The 18,589-nt window shown below is 68.7% G+C and carries 21 protein-coding genes; 9 read left to right on the forward strand and 12 right to left on the reverse strand.

Annotated elements, in window-relative coordinates; all coding sequences use genetic code 11:
• Positions 1-40: 40 nt before the first annotated feature.
• The 3 genes from upp to MKK52_RS00780 all read left to right on the forward strand — a co-directional run bounded on the left by upp (position 41) and on the right by MKK52_RS00780 (position 2,162).
• Positions 41-676, forward strand: coding sequence for a uracil phosphoribosyltransferase (gene upp / locus MKK52_RS00770; RefSeq protein WP_243951839.1), 636 nt, complete (start codon positions 41-43; stop codon positions 674-676).
• 63 nt (positions 677-739) lie between these two features.
• Entirely contained in the window at positions 740-1,750 is a 1,011-nt protein-coding gene (locus MKK52_RS00775) for an NAD(P)H-quinone oxidoreductase (protein WP_243951840.1), read from the forward strand.
• Between the two features lie 109 nt (positions 1,751-1,859).
• On the forward strand, positions 1,860-2,162 hold the full coding sequence (locus tag MKK52_RS00780) for a hypothetical protein (protein ID WP_243951841.1): 303 nt from the start codon (positions 1,860-1,862) through the stop codon (positions 2,160-2,162).
• Positions 2,163-2,169: 7 nt separating this feature from the next.
• On the opposite strand, the gene MKK52_RS00785 is transcribed toward MKK52_RS00780, so the two are convergent.
• The 7 genes from MKK52_RS00785 to MKK52_RS00815 all read right to left on the reverse strand — a co-directional run bounded on the left by MKK52_RS00785 (position 2,170) and on the right by MKK52_RS00815 (position 7,634).
• On the reverse strand, positions 2,170-3,051 hold the full coding sequence (locus tag MKK52_RS00785) for a 3-hydroxybutyryl-CoA dehydrogenase (RefSeq protein ID WP_243951842.1): 882 nt from the start codon (positions 3,049-3,051) through the stop codon (positions 2,170-2,172).
• Between the two features lie 199 nt (positions 3,052-3,250).
• Positions 3,251-4,195, reverse strand: coding sequence for an electron transfer flavoprotein subunit alpha/FixB family protein (locus tag MKK52_RS00790; protein ID WP_243951843.1), 945 nt, complete (start codon positions 4,193-4,195; stop codon positions 3,251-3,253).
• A 73-nt stretch (positions 4,196-4,268) separates the two neighbouring features.
• Positions 4,269-5,018, reverse strand: coding sequence for an electron transfer flavoprotein subunit beta/FixA family protein (locus MKK52_RS00795; protein ID WP_243951844.1), 750 nt, complete (start codon positions 5,016-5,018; stop codon positions 4,269-4,271).
• Between the two features lie 172 nt (positions 5,019-5,190).
• A complete protein-coding gene (locus tag MKK52_RS00800) occupies positions 5,191-5,763 on the reverse strand; it encodes a cob(I)yrinic acid a,c-diamide adenosyltransferase (RefSeq protein WP_243951845.1) in 573 nt (190 codons plus the stop codon).
• Between the two features lie 42 nt (positions 5,764-5,805).
• Positions 5,806-6,441 (reverse strand): acyloxyacyl hydrolase, encoded by a 636-nt coding sequence (locus MKK52_RS00805; RefSeq protein WP_243951846.1) that lies wholly within the window; start codon positions 6,439-6,441, stop codon positions 5,806-5,808.
• 128 nt (positions 6,442-6,569) lie between these two features.
• On the reverse strand, positions 6,570-6,755 hold the full coding sequence (locus tag MKK52_RS00810; protein WP_243951847.1) for a twin transmembrane helix small protein: 186 nt from the start codon (positions 6,753-6,755) through the stop codon (positions 6,570-6,572).
• Positions 6,756-6,860: 105 nt separating this feature from the next.
• Positions 6,861-7,634 carry a zinc-ribbon domain-containing protein gene (locus tag MKK52_RS00815; protein WP_243951848.1) on the reverse strand — a complete coding sequence of 258 codons (774 nt, stop codon included), beginning with the start codon at positions 7,632-7,634 and terminating at the stop codon, positions 6,861-6,863.
• 202 nt (positions 7,635-7,836) lie between these two features.
• Here MKK52_RS00815 and ftsE point away from each other — a divergent pair, with 202 nt between their 5' ends.
• The 3 genes from ftsE (at position 7,837) to MKK52_RS00830 (ending at position 10,440) form a co-directional block, all read left to right on the forward strand.
• Complete coding sequence (gene ftsE / locus MKK52_RS00820; protein ID WP_243951864.1) at positions 7,837-8,529, forward strand: cell division ATP-binding protein FtsE; 693 nt, start codon at positions 7,837-7,839, stop codon at positions 8,527-8,529.
• A complete protein-coding gene (locus MKK52_RS00825; protein WP_243951849.1) occupies positions 8,526-9,488 on the forward strand; it encodes a cell division protein FtsX in 963 nt (320 codons plus the stop codon). The genes ftsE and MKK52_RS00825 overlap by 4 nt, the downstream gene beginning before the upstream one ends.
• Positions 9,489-9,642: 154 nt before the next feature.
• Positions 9,643-10,440: a YdcF family protein gene (locus MKK52_RS00830; RefSeq protein WP_243951850.1), complete on the forward strand. Its 798-nt coding sequence runs from the start codon at positions 9,643-9,645 to the stop codon at positions 10,438-10,440.
• A 7-nt stretch (positions 10,441-10,447) separates the two neighbouring features.
• On the opposite strand, the gene MKK52_RS00835 is transcribed toward MKK52_RS00830, so the two are convergent.
• The 4 genes from MKK52_RS00835 to MKK52_RS00850 all read right to left on the reverse strand — a co-directional run bounded on the left by MKK52_RS00835 (position 10,448) and on the right by MKK52_RS00850 (position 12,819).
• Entirely contained in the window at positions 10,448-10,780 is a 333-nt protein-coding gene (locus MKK52_RS00835; protein WP_243951851.1) for a hypothetical protein, read from the reverse strand.
• Positions 10,780-11,247 (reverse strand): PTS sugar transporter subunit IIA, encoded by a 468-nt coding sequence (locus MKK52_RS00840; RefSeq protein WP_243951852.1) that lies wholly within the window; start codon positions 11,245-11,247, stop codon positions 10,780-10,782. Before MKK52_RS00840 ends, MKK52_RS00835 begins: the two co-directional genes overlap by 1 nt.
• Positions 11,248-11,392: 145 nt before the next feature.
• The gene (locus MKK52_RS00845) at positions 11,393-11,989 is read right to left on the reverse strand and encodes an HPF/RaiA family ribosome-associated protein (RefSeq protein ID WP_243951853.1); all 597 of its coding nucleotides are present in this window, start codon (positions 11,987-11,989) and stop codon (positions 11,393-11,395) included.
• A gap of 134 nt (positions 11,990-12,123) precedes the next feature.
• A complete protein-coding gene (locus tag MKK52_RS00850; RefSeq protein WP_243951854.1) occupies positions 12,124-12,819 on the reverse strand; it encodes a hypothetical protein in 696 nt (231 codons plus the stop codon).
• A gap of 227 nt (positions 12,820-13,046) precedes the next feature.
• On the opposite strand from MKK52_RS00850, the gene MKK52_RS00855 reads away from it, so the two are divergent.
• Positions 13,047-13,328 carry a pilus assembly protein PilZ gene (locus tag MKK52_RS00855; RefSeq protein ID WP_243951855.1) on the forward strand — a complete coding sequence of 94 codons (282 nt, stop codon included), beginning with the start codon at positions 13,047-13,049 and terminating at the stop codon, positions 13,326-13,328.
• Positions 13,329-13,382: 54 nt separating this feature from the next.
• Here MKK52_RS00855 and MKK52_RS00860 read toward each other — a convergent pair whose 3' ends face one another.
• A complete protein-coding gene (locus MKK52_RS00860) occupies positions 13,383-14,762 on the reverse strand; it encodes an HD-GYP domain-containing protein (RefSeq protein ID WP_243951856.1) in 1,380 nt (459 codons plus the stop codon).
• A gap of 350 nt (positions 14,763-15,112) precedes the next feature.
• Here MKK52_RS00860 and MKK52_RS00865 point away from each other — a divergent pair, with 350 nt between their 5' ends.
• Both MKK52_RS00865 and MKK52_RS00870 read left to right on the forward strand, forming a co-directional pair.
• A complete protein-coding gene (locus MKK52_RS00865; RefSeq protein ID WP_243951857.1) occupies positions 15,113-17,419 on the forward strand; it encodes a putative bifunctional diguanylate cyclase/phosphodiesterase in 2,307 nt (768 codons plus the stop codon).
• A 141-nt stretch (positions 17,420-17,560) separates the two neighbouring features.
• Positions 17,561-18,589, forward strand: a 1,029-nt coding sequence (locus MKK52_RS00870; RefSeq protein WP_243951858.1) for a cache domain-containing protein, incomplete at its 3' end; no start/stop codon positions are given.

Raw genomic sequence — 18,589 nt, forward strand, 5'->3', positions numbered from 1 at the left:
CCCTCCGGCATGACTCGCCCGTCACGGCACGGGAGGGGCGATGTCGAGCGGGACAGTCACGGTGGTCGATCACCCGCTGGTGCAGCACAAGCTGACCCTGATGCGGGACAAGGACCGCTCGACGCAGGGCTTCCGCCGCCTGCTCAACGAGATCGGCATGCTGCTCGCCTACGAGGTGACGCGCGATCTCCCCCTCGAATCCCTTGAGATCGAGACGCCGATCGGCCCGATGTCCGGCCGGCAGATCCAGGGTAAGAAGCTCGTCCTCGCCCCGATCCTGCGGGCCGGCGTCGGCTTCCTCGACGGGATGCTGTCGCTGCTGCCTTCGGCCCGCGTCGCCCATGTCGGGCTGTACCGCGATCCCGAGACGCTGGAAGCCGTCGAGTACTACTTCAAGGCCCCGTCCGATCTCGCCGACCGCACCGTGCTGGTGCTCGATCCGATGCTCGCCACGGCGAACTCGGCGGTGGCCGCCCTAGACCGGCTGAAGGCGCGCGGCGCCGTCGATCTGCGCTTCGTCTGCCTGCTCGCCGCGCCCGAGGGCTTGGCCCGTCTGGCCGCCGCCCATCCCGACGTGCCGGTCTGGACCGCCTCCATCGACAGCCACCTGAACGAGCACGGCTATATCGTCCCCGGCCTGGGCGATGCCGGCGACCGGATGTACGGCACGCGCTGATCCGGCCTTGCCGGACGCCATCCGGCGCGCAGATAACCTCGACCGAGCCAGCGGAGACCGACCATGGGACGCACCCTGCCCGAAACGATGCGCCGAATCCGCTACGACGGAACGGGCGGGCCGGAGGTCATCGCCGTCGAGACCGCGCCGGTGCCGACGCCGGGGCCGGGTCAGGTGCTCATCGAGGTCGTCGCGGCCGGGGTGAACCGCCCGGACGTCGCCCAGCGCGCCGGCAGCTATCCGCCGCCCCCCGGCGCCACGGAGATTCCCGGCCTCGAGGTGGCGGGCCGCATCGCCGCCCTCGGCGAGGGCGTGCACGGCCTGTCCGAAGGCGATGAGGTCTGCGCCCTGGTGATCAGTGGCGGCTACGCCGAGTTCGCCGTGGCCGAGGCCGCCCATTGCCTGCCCCGCCCGGACGCGATCTCGCTGACCGACGCAGGCGGCCTGCCGGAGACGTTCTTCACCGTCTATTCCAACGTGATCCAGCGCGGCCGTCTCACCGAGGGCGAGACGTTCCTCGTCCATGGCGGATCGAGCGGCATCGGCGCCACCGCGATCCAGTTGGCGAAGCTGTTCGGCGCCAAGGTCTTCGCCACGGCCGGCTCGGCCGAGAAGTGCCGGTTCTGCGAAGAACTCGGGGCCAGCGCCGCCATTGACTACAAGCAGAGCGACTTCGCGGAGGAGATCCAGCGCCTCACCGACAAGCGCGGCGTCGACGTGATTCTCGACATGATCGGCGCGAGCTACCTGCAGCGCAACCTCAAGTCATTGGCCCAGGACGGTCGCCTGGTGATGATCGCGCTGATGGGCGGCTACAAGGTCGATGGGCTGAACATCACCCCGATCATGCGCAACCGCCTGACCTTCACCGGCTCGACGCTGCGTCCTCGCTCGAAGGAGGACAAGGCCGCCATCGCCGCCGGGCTGCGCAAGGACGTGTGGCCCCATCTCGGCAGCGGCCGCATCCGCACTGTGACGCATGCCACCTTCCCGCTGGAGCGTGCAGGGGAGGCGCATGAGCTGATGGAAACGAGCACGCATCTCGGCAAGATCGTGCTCACGACGGGCCGCTGAGGCGGCCCCGACCGGAACCCCTCCTCCGGCCTCGCGTTGGCGACCGATAACACAATCGTGTTGCGGCCGCTTCAACAGCGCGTCGCGTGACTTGAGCGAGGGCTGATCGATGGTCGAGAAACTTACGCCGCAGGAAGGCCGTCAGGGCGAGCGCGGCAAGTCCGTGCTTTGGGTGCTAATCGGCAGCCTCGTGCTCCTCGCGGTGGCCACCATCGGCCTGCTCACGTGGAACGGCGCGAACTCGCCGAAGGATTACGCCTCGCAGAGCCAGGATGCCTCTCGCAAGGAGATCACCGGCTCCGTGAACGGCACGTCCAACACGTCGACCTCGAACTCGACGGCGGTGCCCGGCGGTAATCCGTCCTACCCGCAGCCGGCGCAGCAGAACGCCAACGGCGGCACCCCTAAGTAAGCTGCGCCTAGCGCGTCGGCACGGGGTTCACGCCCCGGTAATCGTAGAAGCCGCGCTTGGTCTTGCGCCCAAGCCAACCGGCTTCGACGTACTTCACCAACAGCGGGCATGGCCGGTACTTCGAATCGGCCAGCCCCTCGTACAGGACCTGCATCACCGACAGGCAGGTATCGAGGCCGATGAAGTCCGCCAGTTGCAGCGGACCCATCGGATGATTGGCGCCGAGCTTCATCGCCGTGTCGATCGACTCGACCGAACCCACGCCTTCGTACAGCGTGTAGATCGCCTCGTTGATCATCGGCAGCAGGATGCGGTTGACGATGAAGGCCGGGAAATCCTCCGACATCGTCGCCGTCTTGCCGAGCTTCGCGATGAAGCCCTTGGCCGATTCGTAGGTCTGGTCCTCGGTGGCGATGCCCCGGATCAGCTCCACGAGCTGCATCACCGGCACCGGGTTCATGAAGTGGATGCCGATGAACCGCTCGGGCCGGTCGGTCGAGGCCGCGAGCCGGGTGATCGAGATGGACGAGGTGTTGGTCGCCACCATCGCCTCGGGGCTCAGCACCGGGCAGAGGCTGGTGAAGATGTCCCGCTTGGTCGCCTCGTTCTCGGTGGCGGCCTCGATCACCAGATCGCAGGGCGCGAGATCGGCGAAGGTGCCGACCGCCTTGATGCGCTCGCGCGCAGCGTGGCTGTCGCCTTCGTCCAGGGCGCCCTTGGAGACGAGGCGGGCATAGCCCTTCTCGATCGAGTCGATGCCGTTTGCGAGCCGGGCCGCGTCACGATCGTTGATGTACACGTCGAGACCTGCGGCGGCGCAGACCTGCGCGATGCCGCTTCCCATCTGGCCCGCGCCGATGATGCCGACCCGCTTGATCTCGATGCCCATCTGAAGACCTTGCCCCCGATCCGTGCCCGCCCCGCCGCCGGCCTGCGGCTCGGCCGAGACCGCGAGGCGGCACGTGAATTCAAATGCCGTCTCAGCTTTCTAGACCAATCGCAAGGGATGAAGGAACCCAGGCGGGGCGTGCACTGCAATAATCCGGCCCGCGCGTCGCCCACCGGGCGCGCCCGGATGATGTTCGCCCTTATTTGGCCTTGGCGATCTCGGCCTGGAGATCCGGCACGACCTGGAACAGGTCGCCCACGAGGCCATAATCCGCCACTTGGAAGATCGGTGCGTCCTCGTCCTTGTTGATCGCGACGATGACCTTCGAATCCTTCATGCCGGCGAGGTGCTGGATCGCGCCGGAGATGCCCACGGCGACGTAGAGGTCCGGCGCCACGACCTTGCCGGTCTGGCCGACCTGCCAGTCGTTCGGGGCATAGCCCGCATCGACCGCCGCGCGGGACGCGCCGACGGCCGCGCCAAGGGTGTCGGCCAGCGGCTCGATCAGCTCGTGGAACTTGTCGGCCGAGCCGAGCGAGCGGCCACCCGACACGATGATCCGCGCCGAGGCCAGCTCCGGACGGTCGGACTTGGCGATCTCCTCACCCTTGAAGGTCGAGCCCGAGGCGCCCGCCGCAGCTGAGACCGGCTCCACCGCGCCCGCCGAACCGCCCTCGCCCGCCGCCTTGAAGGCCGCCGTGCGCACGGTGATCACCCGCTTCGGGCCGGGGGCCTGCACGGTCTGGATGGCGTTGCCGGCGTAGATCGGCCGCTCGAACGTGTCGGCAGACACGACCTTGATGATGTCCGAGACCTGCGCCACGTCGAGCTTGGCGGCGACGCGCGGCATCACGTTCTTGCCGGTGGTGGAGGCCGAGGCGATGATGGTGTCGTAGGGGCCGGCGACGGACTCGATCAGCGCCGAAACCGGCTCGGCGAGGTCGTGGTCGTAGGCGGCGTCCTCGGCCAGCAGCACCTTCTCGATGCCTTCCAGCTTGGCGGCCGTTTCGGCCACCGCCTGGGTGCCGGCACCGGCCACCAGGGCATGCACGGGGGCGCCCATCTGGTTGGCGGCGGAGAGCGCCTTCAGCGTCCCGTCCTTGATCTGCCCGTTGGCGTGCTCGACGAAGAGGAGCGTGGTCATGTGCGATTATCCCGATGGCGTGGGAGCCGCGCTCGACCGACTAGCGGGAGCGCGGCAAGGCAGGGCGGATTCGTCAGATGACGCCGGCTTCGACCTTCAGCTTCTGGACCAGCTCGGCGGGCGAGCCGACCTTCACGCCGGCCGAACGGCCCGGCGGCTCGGCGGTCTTCAGCACGGTCAGCTTCGGGGTGACGTCGACGCCGAGCGCCTCCGGGCTCGACTCGTCCAGCGGCTTCTTCTTCGCCTTCATGATGTTTGGCAGGGAGGCGTAGCGCGGCTCGTTGAGGCGCAGGTCCGTCGTCACGATGGCCGGCATCTGGAGGGAGACGGTCTGCAGGCCCCCATCGACCTCGCGGGTCACGTCGATGGCGCCCTCGCCCATCTCCACCTTGAAGGCGAAGGTGCCCTGCGGCCAGCCGAGCAGCGCGGCGAGCATCTGGCCGGTCTGGTTCGAGTCGTCGTCGATGGCCTGCTTGCCGAGAATGACGAGCTGCGGGCTCTCCTTCTCGACCACGGCCTTCAGGAGCTTGGCGACGGCCAGCGGCTCGCAGTTCACGTCGGTCTTCACGAGGATGGCACGGTCGGCGCCCATGGCGAGAGCGGTGCGCAGGGTCTCCTGCGCCTGCTGCGGGCCGATCGACACCGCGACGATCTCGGTCGCCTTGCCCTTCTCCTTCAGACGGATCGCCTCCTCGACGGCGATTTCATCGAAGGGGTTCATCGACATCTTCACGTTGGCGAGCTCGACGCCCGACCCATCCGCCTTCACGCGGATCTTCACGTTGTAGTCGACCACCCGCTTGACGGGCACCAGAACCTTCATGGCGGACTCGATCCTTCCCGCTGTTATTCTTAGGTCGCGGAGGTGCGGGCCGGCGCGGATCGCGCGCGCGTGTCGGCCCCCCGCGAATGGCGGCGGGACCGTAGCGGCCACATTTCTGCCTTGTCAACGCAGGGTCGTGACGCCGCCGCCATCGGCCGCAAGCGGAGCAAACTCAGCGGTTGGCGCCGGGCACCCAGAGCACGTCGTCGGCCCCGTTGTTGTTCGCCGCGCGGCTCGCGACGAACAGGAAGTCCGACAGGCGGTTGAGGTACTGGATGGCCTCCGGCGAGACGATCTCGCCCTCCACCGCGGCGAGATGCACCGCGAGGCGCTCGGCCCGGCGGCACACGGTGCGGGCGAGGTGGAGATAGGCCGAGCAGGGCGAGCCACCCGGCAGCACGAAGGACTTGATTGCCGGGATCGTCGCGTTCAGCGCGTCGATGTCGCGCTCCAGCCGCTCGACCTGCGAGGCGATGATGCGCAGGGGCTCGTAGGGCAGCGGCTCCGGTCCCTCGGGCGTGGCGAGGTCGGCGCCGAGGTCGAACAGGTCGTTCTGGACGGCGCTGAGCATCCGGTCGAGATGCTCGTCGGCATGCAGGCGGGCGAGGCCGACGCAGGAATTCGTCTCGTCCACGGTGCCGTAGGTCTCGATGCGGAGGTCCGCCTTCAAGCGCCGCTGGCCATCGGCCAGGGCGGTGGTGCCGTTGTCACCCGTGCGGGTGTAGATCCGATTCAGCTTGACCAAGGGAAGGCTCCCGCGCGTCCCCGCCGAACCGGCTCTGGGCGCTTAGAACGTGTAACCGATCTTGCCGCCGTAGTTCGTCAGGCCGCGGTTGTTGGCGCAGAGACCGGCGTTCGACATGTGTTCGATCGTGGCCATGATGCTCCAATGTTCCGTCAGGCGATAGCCGAGCGCGGCGGCCTCACGGAAGAGCGGCGAGCAGCCCAGGGTGTTGAAGCCGTAGGGCGTGGTGGCCTTCGGGCCGGTATAGCCGTTATGGGCGGCGCCGCCGAAGAAGCCGTCGATGAAGATTTTGCGGCCCAGGGTCTCCGGGAAGACCTCCACGGTCCAGGTGGCGCCGAGATAGGCGTAGCTGGTCCGGCCGCCGGTGTTGTAGCTGCCGCCGACGGTCGGGCGCGGGATGAACGCCTGCCAGAAGGGATCCTGGAAGATCACGGGCTTGGCCAACAGGATTTCGCCGTTGACGTTTTCCTTGCTGAAGCCCCGCGCCTTGCCCTCGGCGCTGCCGGGATCCTGCACCGCGCCGCCGATTCGCACTTCGGAGACGAAGCTGAGGGGCTGCGCCGGAGCCGCGTAATAATAGGCCGGGGCGGGAGCGGCGCCGAGATCGGCGGCGACGGCCGGCACCAGGTTGGCAGCCGTGACGAGGCCGGCGAGGAAGGCGCGGAAAGTGGCGGTCATGCGGGCTCGGTGGGCGTAGCGAAGGCGAAACGTTGCCCGAACTTACCACGGAGCTCGGCCGTTGAGCCCCGTTTCATCCGGCCCTGTCAGGAAAACCCCACCCCTGCGGCAGCCGTGTCACACTCGGTTCAGGCCGAACGCCACCACACCACGCCCATGATGAAGACGATGGCGATGAACTGCAGCAGCACGCGCAGGCGCATCAGCCGCTGGGACACGCTCGCGCTGCCGCCGCGCATCATGTTGGCGAGGCCCAGGAAAAGCACCACGGCCACGGCGAGGCAGGCGATGAGGACGAGGGTGTTGGACGACATCGCGGCGGATCCCGGTCGGTGCGGCCCCGGGCGCGGGGTGCGCCAGCACCTATAGCGGGCGCCGCACCGCCGCGCAGCCCGCCGGGCGAAACCGAGTGTCGCGGTTCAGGGCGCCGTCTTGCGCTCCGGCGTCGTCGCGTCCGCGAAGCGCAGCGCGACCGACCGGCCTTGCGCCGGCGGATCGGTGAGCTTCGCCCGGAACCGCGCGGATTCCCCCGTCCCGAGGGTCGCTCGGGGGGGCGGGGCGGGAAACGACTTGAGCGGCTTGCCGGCCGCGTCGCTGATCTCGATCCGCAGGGGCGGCACCGGTACGCCGGCCCGGCCGACGCCGACGAGATCGCCCTCGATCACCAGTTCGGCGGGGCGATCCTCGCCGGCCGGGTTCTGGAAGGCGACGACATCGCGGATCTCCAAGCCCCACCGGTTCACCGGCAGGCCGATGGCGGAGAAGACCGAGGCGGTGTGCGGCACGAGGCCGACGATGGTGTTGCGGGCGAGGCAGGCCACCGGCAAGGCGGCGAGCAAGGTGAGCCCGAGAATCGCGGGCGGCGACAGGAAGGGACTCTTCGGCAGGGTGCGCCGCTTCGGCTTCGCCTTCTTCGCCGGCACCTTGCGCTTGCGCGGGGCCGGCTCATCGGCCGGCGCCGCCTCGGGCTGGGCGGTGTCACGGACGGCGGCGGCGGCTTCGGCCCAGGCGGCGTCGGCCACCGGATCGTCCTGCGCCTCGGGGATCGGCTCCTGCGGCTCCTCGACGGCGGCGTCGGGGGTGAGGAACCAGGTCTCCCGACAGGCGGCACACCGAACCGAGCGGCCCTCCGGCCCGATCTTCGCCGCATCGATGCGGTAACTGCTGGCGCAGGTCGGGCAGGTGATCAACATCGGCGGCTGACTCGACGCGGCCGCGATGGCCCTTCGAGGGGGCCGAACGGCAGAAAAACTCTTGAGAAATGGTGCCCGAACGGGGTTAACCTCGCGTGAAGCCGCGAGCGGCGCCCCGCCTCCGCGCGGCGCGGCCCGCCGGCATGTATCGTGAACCAGCCTTCGGGCCAGCGGCGGGACGGCGTTGAACGTTCAGGCAACCATGAAGAGCCTGCTGCCGGGGGCCGAACGGCCCGTCGTGCAGTTCGAGCATGTCGGAATGCGCTACGGCCTCGGGCCGGAAGTGCTCTCCGACGTGAGCTTCCGCATCGCGCCGCACTCCTTTCAATTCCTCACCGGCCCCTCGGGCGCGGGCAAGACGACGCTGCTGCGGCTCATCCTGCTCTCCGTCCGCCCGACGCGCGGCACCGTCTCGATCTTCGGCGAGGAGGTCTCCGGCATCTCCAGCGAGAAGCTCACCCTGCTCCGACGCCGGATGGGCGTGGTGTTCCAGGATTTCCGCCTGCTCGACCACCTCACCACCTATGAGAACGTCGCCCTGCCCCTGCGGGTGCAGGGCCGCTCGGAGACGAGCTACCGCGCCGAGGTGGTGGAGTTGCTGCGCTGGGTCGGGCTCGGCGAGCGGATGCACGCGCTCCCTCCCCTGCTCTCCGGCGGTGAGAAACAGCGCGCCGCCATCGCCCGCGCGCTCATCGCCCGGCCGGACCTGCTGCTGGCCGACGAGCCCACCGGCAACGTCGACCCCGCCCTCGGGCGGCGGCTGCTGCGCCTCTTCCTCGAACTGAACAAGCTCGGCACCTCCGTGATCATCGCCACCCACGATTTCGGCATCATGGATGCCGTGAACGCCCGCCGCATGGTGTTGAACGCCGGCCGGCTGCGGATCGAGGAATGAGCATCGCGGCCAAGGCACGGGCCCGCGCGGCGGCGGCGTTTCCGGTGGACCCGACCCTCCCCGCCAACCTCCGGCGCAACGCGCCCCTCGTCCCCACGGACACCGCCGCCGGGCGCTCCCTGGCGGCTGTCATCGCCATCCTCACCTTCCTCGCGGGCCTCTGCGCGGGCGCCGCCGAGATGGTCGCCGCCAATGCCGGCCAGTGGCAGACCAGCGTCGCACAGGAAGTCACGATCCAGGTCCGGCCCGGCCCCGGCCGGGATGTCGATGCCGACGTCGCCAAGGCACAGGCGATCGCCAAGGACGAGCCCGGCATCGCCCAGACTCGGATCTTCTCGAAGGCCGAATCCGAACGGCTGCTCGAACCCTGGCTCGGAACCGGGCTGGATCTCACCGACCTGCCGGTGCCGCGCCTCATCGCCCTCAGGATGTCGGGGGAGCGCACCGATCTCGGCCGGTTGCGCACCCGCCTCACCGACGCCCTGCCCGGCGTCGCGGGCCTCGACGACCACGCCCTGTGGTTGCAGCGCCTGTCCACCGCCGCCAACGCCTTCGTGGGCGCGGGCGTCGGCCTCGTGGTACTGGTGCTGGTGGCGACCGGGCTGGCCGTCACCTTCGCCACGCGCGGCGCCATGGCCGGCAACAAGGAGGTGGTGGAAGTGCTCCACTTCGTGGGCGCCGGGGACGATTACATCGCCCGCGCCTTCCAGGCCCGGTTCTTCGGCCTCGGCCTGCGTGGCGGCGGCATCGGGGCGGCCTGCGCCATCCTCGCCTTCATCGTCGCCGGGCTCATCACCGGCTCGGCCTCCTCCGGGCCGGCGGGCCAGGAGATCGAGGCCCTGTTCGGCGCCTTCCAGATCGGCTGGCGCGGCTATCTCAGCATCGCCCTCATCGGGGGAATCGCCTCCCTCGTCACTGGCGCCGTCTCGCGCATCACAGTGAGGAGATACCTCTCCTGATTGCGACGGATCGCGCATCGCCCATTCACGGTCGCGAACGGTCGCCATTCCTTAAGTGTTTGGCAACCAGTTGGGAGAGTGATCTGTGGGCAGCCGTCGGGGCTGCCTCCACGTCGCCGTATTCGGCGCTAGGCTCCGGAGGATGAACACGCGGATGACGCGCGCTCCCGTCTCTCTCGCGACCGACGCCATCGGCTGGGTCTGGAACGAGCAGGCGCCCGCCTCCCCGGCCAAGGGGATGGGCGACGGGTCCGGCAGGGTGCCGGGCAGGACGAACCGGGAGTTGGCCCTGCAGTGCGGCGCCGCCGCGGCCGGACTGTGCTTCGTCGCCTTCGTCGCCGGCTTCTTCGCCTTCGTCGCCCTCCTCGCCCGCCAGGAACGCATCCCCGAGGGGCGCACGGACGGGATCGTTGCCCTCACCGGCGGCGCCCAGCGCATCGGCGATGCCATCGATCTGCTGGCGGCGGGCTACGGCCGGCGCCTCCTCATCACGGGCGTGAACGAGCGCACGAGCCGCGAGGAGATCGCCCGGCTCAACCCGACCCAGCGCCAGCTCATCGCCTGCTGCGTCGATCTCGATTACCGGGCGCGCAACACGATCGGCAACGCCATCGAGACGCGCCGCTGGATGCGCACGCACCATTTCAGCACCGTGGCCGTCGTCACCTCGAACTACCACATGCCGCGCACGCTGGTGGAACTCGACCACGCGTTACAGGAGAGCGAGCGGATCGTCCCCCACCCGGTGGTGACCGAAGGGTTCGATGCCGGTGCGTGGTGGCGGAGCCCGCCCGTCGCGCGGCTCGTGGCTTCGGAATACGTGAAGTTCCTCGTGAGCTGGGTGCGCACCCGGTTCGAGGACGATCCGGAGCGGTCGCGGGCGGCGGTGGTGCTGGGGCGGCGCAAGCCGATCAAGATGGTGGCCGAGCCGCTGATGCGCGGCATCGATTGAGCCGCCGCTAGTTGCCCTTGCAGCGGGTGCGGATCGCCTCCGCGAATTCCTTCTCGGACCCCTGGACCTGCGCGAGACCCGTGTTGCGCTCCGTGCCCGAGAGGCAGCGAGCGTAGACGGCGGCCACCCGGCGCATCGTGTCGACATGGCGCCGCCAGACGCGGCAGCTCTTCGCCACGTCGCCGATGTCGGCCTGCTCCAATTGGTCGATGGCCTGCCGCTGCATCGATTGCGCGACCACCACGTCACGGGGGCAGGTCGTGTCGCCACCCTGGGCGAGCGCGGGCACCGCGACGATGCCGAGGACGGCGAGCGTCACGAACGCATGGCGGATCGGCATCAGGCGGCTCGGGAGGCGGCGTTGCGGGTGAGCAGCGCGAACAGGGCCGCCTCGTCGCGGGCGGCGCGGATGCTGCCGAGCATGCCCGGCTCCCGCAGGACGCGCGCCACCTGCGCCAGGGCCTTCAGATGGTCGGCCCCCGCCCCTTCCGGGGCGAGGAGCAGGAAGGCGATGTCGACGGGTTCACCGTCCAGCGCCTCGAAATCCACGGGGCGGTCGAAGCGGGCGAACAGGCCGAACAGCCGGTCGAGCCCCGCCAGCTTGCCGTGGGGGATCGCCACGCCCTCGCCGATTCCGGTCGAGCCGAGGCGTTCCCGCTGCAGCAGGGTGTCGAACACGGCCCGGTCCGAGAGCATCGGCAGATGCCGCACGGACTGGGCCGCAAGGTCCTGCAACACCTGCTTCTTCGAGCGGGCGCGCAGCGCGCAGACCACCGCATCCGGGGCCAGAAACTCGAGAAGTGGCATGGAACGACCGTTGCCCCGCCGCCTAGCACCCCGGGGAGCCGGCCCCCTCAAGATCGCCGTGCCCGCCCTAAGCCGGACACGCCCCTATCCAATAGTCGGATAACGAGGTCGGTTCCGGCTCTGTTCTGCGCACGCCTGATGTGAGTCAGGCGACGCCCGTCGGAGGATCGACCCAGCCGATCGCCCCGTCGCTGCGCCGATATACGATGTTGATGCGCCCGGTGCCAGCGTGGACGAAAACAACGACGGGGGATCCTGTCATGTCCAGGGCCGTGACCGCCTCCCCCACCGTGTGCCGCTGTAGGGTCTTGGTGCTCTCGGCGACGATCGGGGGATGGGCGTCGCCCTCCTCCTCCGGCTCGGCATCCTCCTCGTCCGGCGCGGCGAAGACGGCGTAGGCGGCCTCCATCGCGGGGTCGTCCCGGGCGGCGCTGGCATGTTCCTTCAGGCGGTGCTTGTAGCGCCGGAGGCGGGTCTCCAGCCGGTCGGCGGTCTGCTCGAAGCTCGCCCGCGGATCGTGCGCGGCGCCCACGGCCTCCATGGTGAGGCCGGAGACGAGGTGCAGCACGCAATCGGTGCGGTACGCGCTCCCATCTCGGCGAAGGGTGACGTGGCCGGTGCAGCCATCCTGCATGTGGGTGTCGAGATATTTGGACAGCGTCGCCGCCATCCGTTCCTCGACCCTGGTGCGCAGGCTTTCACCGAGATCCACCCCGTGGCCGGTGACGCGCAGAGACCTCATGCTCCCTCCTGTGCTTCTGATGCCACAGGAATTAGAGACCCGTTTTCGCCCGAGTCAACGGAGCCCCCCGCTTTCGTGAGCCGGCGCAGCGGCGAGCGGATGGCAAAAGTCCCGAACCGTTAACCATTCGGCCCCTACGGTCCCGGCGATCCGGATGGGAGTTCGCGATGACCGCTCTGTTCATCTTCGCCGTCATTCCCCTCACCGTCGCCATCGTCCTGGCGCGCGGTGAGCCCGTGAAGACCATCAGCTGCCTCGGCGCCATGAGCGTCGGCTGCCTGATCGCCTGCTACAGCGTCTTCGGCTTCGTCCGCAGCCGCGTCTTCGGCGTGGCCCGCTGAGGCCCCGTTCCGGCCCTCGCGCCCCGCTGCGCCGGCGGCCGTGAGCGCGACGCAGCCGCGCATGGCGGACACCGCCTCGCGCAAGGCCCATTCCAGTTCCGCCACGCGGTCCGAGAGGATCGCCGCTGCGGCCTCGGCGGCGTCGGCGGCCTCGCCTTGTTCCTTGAGGGACGCGAGGATCCCCTGGGCGGTGGCCCGCGCGTCGTTGCGCTCGCGCTTCAGGCGCTCGATCTCCGTCTCCGCCTCCTCCGCGCGCTGTTTCCAGCCCCCGGCGAGGGCTGCGGCTTCGAGGGCCGCGACGCGCTGACGGGCGTCTTCGAGCTGCGAGCGCAGGCGCACGCCATCGGCCTCCGCCGAGGTGGCGCGGAATTCGGCATCGTTGGCGGCGGCCAGGGCGGCGCGGATGTTCTGGGCATCGATGAGGATGCCGTCTTCCGCAAAGCATTCCGCCAGCGCCACGAGCGCCTGCCGCTGCGCTTCGGTCAGCACCGCCCCATCCCAGGAGAAGACAGCATGGGATAGGCACACATCACGCCGCCCGCGTGATGTCGAGTCCGGCTCGGACGCGATGAACACGCGGTTTCTGGTTTATCCGGTGTTACCGATGACGACGGCCTTCGGCGGGTGCGCTTCGGGACATGGCGCAGTGACGCCGCCCGGTGATGACGACCCGACGAAGCCGCTGAACGGCATTTGTTAACCGGGGCGTGACTCCGATGGTCTTCGTCCTCGGCGAGAGAAGTGCAATGGACACGGAGCGGCGACGACAACGGCGCGACGATGCCTTCAAGACCGGCACGCTCTTCTTCGCGGAAGGCCGTCAGTGCGCGGATTGTCTCGTTTGGAATCTGAGCATGTTCGGCGCCATGCTCGAAGTCGAAGACGACACCGAAGTGTCGAACTCCGGTCGTTTCATCTGCGAACGACTGTACGCTGATCGGGCCTACCGGATGATCTGGCGCGACGGCCGGAAACTCGGAATCGAATTCGAAGACTGACCCGATAGGTCATTCGCGGCGCACCTTGCCGCCGGACACGTCTTCCGTCGTCGCTCAGGCCGCGCGAGCGAGATCGCCCTCGATGGTCGCCAAGGCCCGCTCCAGGGCCGCGAAGCAGATCGGGTCGAAGGCGCTGCCGAGGTCGGCCCGCATGATGCCGAGGGCCTTGTCCAGGGGCATCGCCGCCCGGTAGGGCCGGTCGGCGGTCAGGGCGTCGAACACGTCGGCCACCGACACGATGCGGGTCTCGAACGGGATCGCCTCGCCCGCCAGCCCCCGTGGATACCCCTTGCCGTCCAGGCGCTCGTGATGGTCGCCGCCGATGCGCGCCAGCTCGCGGAAGGCCGCCACGCGGGTCAGGATGGTCTCGGACAGCGAGGCGTGGTTGCGCATGTCGCGCCACTCGGCCTCGTCGAGCTTGCCGTTCTTGTCGAGGATGGCGTTCGACACCCCGAGTTTGCCGACGTCGTGCAGGAGGGCGGCCCGCTTCAGCCAGCGGCGGCGCTCCAGCGTGCAACCGAGTTCGGCCGCGATCATGTCGGCATAGACCGCCACGCGCTCCGAGTGACCGCAGGTGAAGGGGCTCTTGGCGTCGATGATCTGCGCGAAGGCCCGGGCGATGTCGTCGAGGTAATCCTCATCCACGACGATGGGACTGGCCGGCGCCAGGGCGAGCACGGCCGTCTCCACGTCCGGGGAGGCCAGCGTCTCCCAGAAGGCGGGATCGGCCGCCACGGCTTCGAAGCAGGCGACGATCTCCGGATCGAACCACGTCCCGGAGCGCGCCGGCACTTCCGCCAGGGCGGCGGCGGGGCCGGCGGCGGTGTGGAACACATCCACGACCTGCGCGAGGAGGGCGACCCGCGCATAGAGGGGGATCGCGGCGCCTGCGAGACGGTCGGGTCGGCCCGCGCCGTTCCAGTGCTCATCCAGGGCATGGATGGCGCGGCACACGCCTGCGGGGAAACGCAGCTGCCGCGCGATCTCGGCTCCGCGCTGACAGCGGGTCTGGATCAGGTCGTCGACGATCGTTCCGCCGTTCTGCAGGATGTTGAGCACGGCGCGGAAGCGTTCCGCCAGACCCGCCTTCAGGCCGGTATGCGTGAAGACGAAGCCGAGAACCTTCGGCAGGCTGTCGCTCACCGTCTTGAAGTCACGCTTGAAGGCAAGGTCGTCGGAGAGATAAAGCTCGCAGATCCGGGCGGCATTGCTGGAACAGCCCAGGTCCTTCAGCATGACCGTGTGGTACAATTCCCAGAGTTCGGTCTCCGGCAGGCCCAATCGCTGCCCGATATGGGCGCCGATCCAGGTCGCGCGGACGCAATGGCCGACCGGCTGGCCCTCCGTGAGATCGAGGGCGTGGCTCAGGGCGCCGAGGATCTCCGACAGCTGAACCGTCCCGGCGTCAGCCTTGCCGCCCGCTACCGCCTGCATCGTTCTGCTCTGCTGCGCTGTCCGTATAGTCGTGACTGCTACCACCAGAAGCTGACGAGAGTCTTTCTCTGGTGTGAAAGCGTAGAGCGAACGATTAATGAGCGATAAATCGAGCGCTTGATTTCAAGGTATACCTTTTGCGGGCCGGGCCATCCTGCCTCGGCATGAGTGGCGAATTCGGGCGTCGTTTCTCGGTGTTTCCCAGTCATGGCCAAGGCGATAGAGCACGAAATCGCCGAGAAAAACTTCACGAAAGCATAAGCTCCGTCAGGTACAAGTCGTCCTGGGAGTTTTACATGCGTGCCATTCTAACCTGCGTTACGCAGCAGCATGATGAACGATTGCTGCTGTTGGCGGCGCTCGTTTGCATCGTGGGCATCTACGCGACCTCCGCCATCGCCTCCCATGCGGCCCGTTCCGAGGGTCTGCCGCGCAGGAAATGGGGCATCGTCAGCATCGTCGCCGGGGGCTGTACGGCCTGGGCGACGCACATGAACGCACTGTTGGCGTTCCAGCCCGGCATGGCGGAGGGCTTCGAGCCGATCCTGACCGCAGCGTCCCTGCTGCTGGTCATCGGCGGCATCGGCCTGGGGGTCGGTTTGTCCATCGGCGCGCAACGCCGCCCGCGTCGCTTCCTGGCCGGCGTCATCATCGGCCTCGGCGTGACGGCGCTCCATTACGTGGGGCAGGCCTCCTACCGGGTCACGGGGCATGTCGTCTGGGACATGGGCGTCGTCCCCCCGACCATCATGGCGAGCCTCGGCCTGTCGGGTTTGGCCTTGATCCTCGCCGCCGAGCGCGAGCGCACCCTGCGCCGCCTCGCCGGCCCCCTGCTCCTGCTCGCCATCGTCGTCCTTCACGTCGGGGGGATGACCGCGATGACGCTCACCTACGATCCGTCGGTCCCGTTGCCGGACACCGCGATCGCGCCGGAGACCATCGCCCCCGTCATCGCCGCCGTGTCGTTCGGTCTGCTCACGCTCGCCTTCTTCGGGCTGCGCATGACCCTCAACGCGCGGGCCCAGATGCGCCGTGATCGCGAGCGCCTGCGCGAACTGGCCGGCGTGGCCCTCGAAGGGCTGGCGGTGTGCGACGGCGAGGTCATCACCACGGCCAACCGCAGCCTCGAAATCCTGTCGGGCATGAATCAGGCCCAGCTCGTCAATTGCCGCCTGACGCGGCTTCTGCCGGGGCTCGTGGCGTCCGACCTCCCGGAACAGGAGGAGCGCGAGGCCGAACTCGTCGGTGCCGATGGCCAGTCCGTTCCGGTTCGCGTGCTGCGGAAGGAGATCTTCCTCGGTCACAAGCGGCAGACGGTCATCGCCTTCCGCGATCAGCGAGAGCGCCTGCGCTCGGAGGCGCGCCTGCGCACCCTGGCCTTCACGGATGCCGTGACGGGGTTGCCGAACCGGGCGCGGTTCGGCGATCTGCTCGCTCACCGCGTCGCCGCCCTGCGCGAGCAGGAGGGCGGCTTTGCCGTCCTGATGCTCGACCTCGACCGGTTCAAGTTCGTCAACGACACCCTCGGGCACGCGATGGGCGACGAATTGCTGCGCAAGGTCGCCACCCGCCTGCAATCCGCCCTCGCCGAGGGGGATGTCGTCGCGCGTTTCGGCGGCGACGAGTTCGCGATTCTGCTGCTGGATAAAGCCGCCGTCTCGGACCCCGAAGCCGTCGCCGCGCGGCTCGTCGCGGCGATCGACCGGGCCTTCCTGCTCGACACTCAGCTGGTTCATGTCGGCGTGAGCGTCGGCATCGCCATCGGCCGCCAGGACGGACATCACGGGGACGAGTTGCTGCGCCACGCGGACCTCGCCCTGTACAAGGCGAAAGCCGCGGGCAAGGGAACGTTCAGGCTGTTCGAGCCGGCCATGGCGGCGCGGATGCTGCTGCGCAGCCGGCTGGAAGCCGACATGCGCCGCGCCCTGACCGCCGAAGAATTCGAGCTCCATTATCAACCGTTGGTGGATGCCCAGACCGGAGCGGTGACGGCTGCGGAGGCCCTGGTCCGCTGGCGGCATCCGGAGCAGGGCCTCATCCCGCCTGCGGACTTCATCCCCCTCGCGGAAGAGACGGGCCTGATCGCGCAACTCGGCGCCTGGGTGCTCCGCACCGCGTGCACCCATGCGGCGGGCTGGCCGAGCACCATCGCCCTCGCGGTCAACCTGTCGCCGGTCCAGTTCCGCGACGACCGCCTTCCGGACGTGGTGGCGTCGATCCTGGCCACCACTGGGTTCGCCGCCAACCGGCTCGAACTTGAGATCACCGAGTGCGTGATGCTCGAGGACGAGGCCCGCACCCTCGCGCTGCTGACCAAGCTCAAGGCGATTGGCGTGTCCCTCGCGATGGACGATTTCGGGACCGGCTACTCGTCGCTCAGCTACCTGCGCCGCTTTCCGTTTTCGAAGATCAAGATCGACCGGTCCTTCATCCGCATGCTCCCGGAGGACAGCGAGAGCGCTGCCATCGTCCGGGCCATCATCACGATGGGGGCGTGCCTCGGCATGGCGACGACGGTCGAAGGTGTCGAAACCGCCGAGCAATATGCCTTCGTCGCCGCCGAGCAATGCGATCAGGTTCAAGGATTCCACGTCAGCCGGCCGTTGCCGTATGCCGACTTCCTGACCTTCCTGAACCTGTCCAAGATGGCCGCCTGACGATCCCGGTGACGGTTCGTTAGGTCTATCGAACAAAGTCCGAGAAGCACGCGACGCTTGATCCGGAAGATCGTTGTCTGGCCGCCGGAGAACGGCAGCTCATCCTCGGCAGAGCCTAAACATCCCCATCCTCGGACCGTTATGACCACCCGCATCGGTACTCGCATCCAGGCGATCACAGTGACCGCCCTCGTCGGCATGGCCGCGTTGATCGCGCTGGCCACCTGGGATTTATCCCGCGCCATTACCGATGCGCGCGAGTTGAAGACGCGCGATCTTGTCCAGACCGCGCAGGGGGTGCTGACGTATTTCGAGGGTGAGGAGCGCGCGGGCCGTCTGAGCCGCGACGCCGCGCAGAAGGCCGCCGTGGCTGCGGTGCGCGGCCTGCGCTACGCCGGCAGCGAGTATTTCTGGATTCAGGACATGGCCCCCCGGATGGTGTTCCATCCGAAAGCGGAGCTGATCGGGACCGATCTTTCAGCCGTGACCGACCCGAGCGGGAAGCGCTTCTTCGCCGAGATGGTAGAGGTGGTAAAGACGTCCGGCGGTGGCTCCGTCCCCTATCTCTGGCTGAAACCCGGCGTGGAACAACCGGTGGCGAAGATCTCCTATGTCCAGGGCTTCGCGCCCTGGGGCTGGATCATCGGTTCGGGCATTTATGCCGACGATACGGCCGCGCAGTTGCAGCCGACCCTGATGAGGCTTCTGGGGGGCGCGGCGGTCGCGTTCTGCCTCATCGCGATCCTGGCGACGCTGATCGGTCGCGGCGTGACGCGGCCGATCCGCACCCTCACCGAATCCATGGAAGGGCTCGCTTCGGGCCGTCTCGATCAGGCGATCCCCAAGGCCACCCACGCCGAAGAGATCGACCGCATGATCGGCGCCGTCCAGGTGTTCAAGGACAACCTGATCCGCACGCGGCAGCTCGAAGCCGACACCGCGCAGGCCCGGCTCGCGGCCGAGGCGCAGCGCAAGGCCGGCATGCGGCAGATGGCCGACGGCTTCGAGCCGGCGGTGGGCGGGATCATCGGGATGGTCTCGTCCTCGGCCACCGAGTTGCAGGCCACGGCCGGCACAATGAGCGGCACCGTCCCCGAGACCGCCGCGCAGTCGACGGCCGACCCGTCCGCCCTCGGAGAGGCCCTCACCAACGGCGCCCCAACATCGGCC

The sequence above is a fragment of the Methylobacterium sp. J-067 genome, from assembly GCF_022829465.1.
Classification (GTDB): domain Bacteria; phylum Pseudomonadota; class Alphaproteobacteria; order Rhizobiales; family Beijerinckiaceae; genus Methylobacterium; species Methylobacterium litchii.

Coding starts and splice junctions, on each gene's coding strand:
- upp (WP_243951839.1), top strand. CDS start 41: ATGTCGAGCGGGACAGTCACGGTGGTCGATCACCCGCTGGTGCAGCAC.
- MKK52_RS00775 (WP_243951840.1), top strand. CDS start 740: ATGGGACGCACCCTGCCCGAAACGATGCGCCGAATCCGCTACGACGGA.
- MKK52_RS00780 (WP_243951841.1), top strand. CDS start 1,860: ATGGTCGAGAAACTTACGCCGCAGGAAGGCCGTCAGGGCGAGCGCGGC.
- MKK52_RS00785 (WP_243951842.1), bottom strand. CDS start 3,051: ATGGGCATCGAGATCAAGCGGGTCGGCATCATCGGCGCGGGCCAGATG.
- MKK52_RS00790 (WP_243951843.1), bottom strand. CDS start 4,195: ATGACCACGCTCCTCTTCGTCGAGCACGCCAACGGGCAGATCAAGGAC.
- MKK52_RS00795 (WP_243951844.1), bottom strand. CDS start 5,018: ATGAAGGTTCTGGTGCCCGTCAAGCGGGTGGTCGACTACAACGTGAAG.
- MKK52_RS00805 (WP_243951846.1), bottom strand. CDS start 6,441: ATGACCGCCACTTTCCGCGCCTTCCTCGCCGGCCTCGTCACGGCTGCC.
- MKK52_RS00810 (WP_243951847.1), bottom strand. CDS start 6,755: ATGTCGTCCAACACCCTCGTCCTCATCGCCTGCCTCGCCGTGGCCGTG.
- MKK52_RS00815 (WP_243951848.1), bottom strand. CDS start 7,634: ATGTTGATCACCTGCCCGACCTGCGCCAGCAGTTACCGCATCGATGCG.
- ftsE (WP_243951864.1), top strand. CDS start 7,837: ATGAAGAGCCTGCTGCCGGGGGCCGAACGGCCCGTCGTGCAGTTCGAG.
- MKK52_RS00825 (WP_243951849.1), top strand. CDS start 8,526: ATGAGCATCGCGGCCAAGGCACGGGCCCGCGCGGCGGCGGCGTTTCCG.
- MKK52_RS00830 (WP_243951850.1), top strand. CDS start 9,643: ATGACGCGCGCTCCCGTCTCTCTCGCGACCGACGCCATCGGCTGGGTC.
- MKK52_RS00835 (WP_243951851.1), bottom strand. CDS start 10,780: ATGCCGATCCGCCATGCGTTCGTGACGCTCGCCGTCCTCGGCATCGTC.
- MKK52_RS00840 (WP_243951852.1), bottom strand. CDS start 11,247: ATGCCACTTCTCGAGTTTCTGGCCCCGGATGCGGTGGTCTGCGCGCTG.
- MKK52_RS00845 (WP_243951853.1), bottom strand. CDS start 11,989: ATGAGGTCTCTGCGCGTCACCGGCCACGGGGTGGATCTCGGTGAAAGC.
- MKK52_RS00855 (WP_243951855.1), top strand. CDS start 13,047: ATGGTCTTCGTCCTCGGCGAGAGAAGTGCAATGGACACGGAGCGGCGA.
- MKK52_RS00860 (WP_243951856.1), bottom strand. CDS start 14,762: ATGCAGGCGGTAGCGGGCGGCAAGGCTGACGCCGGGACGGTTCAGCTG.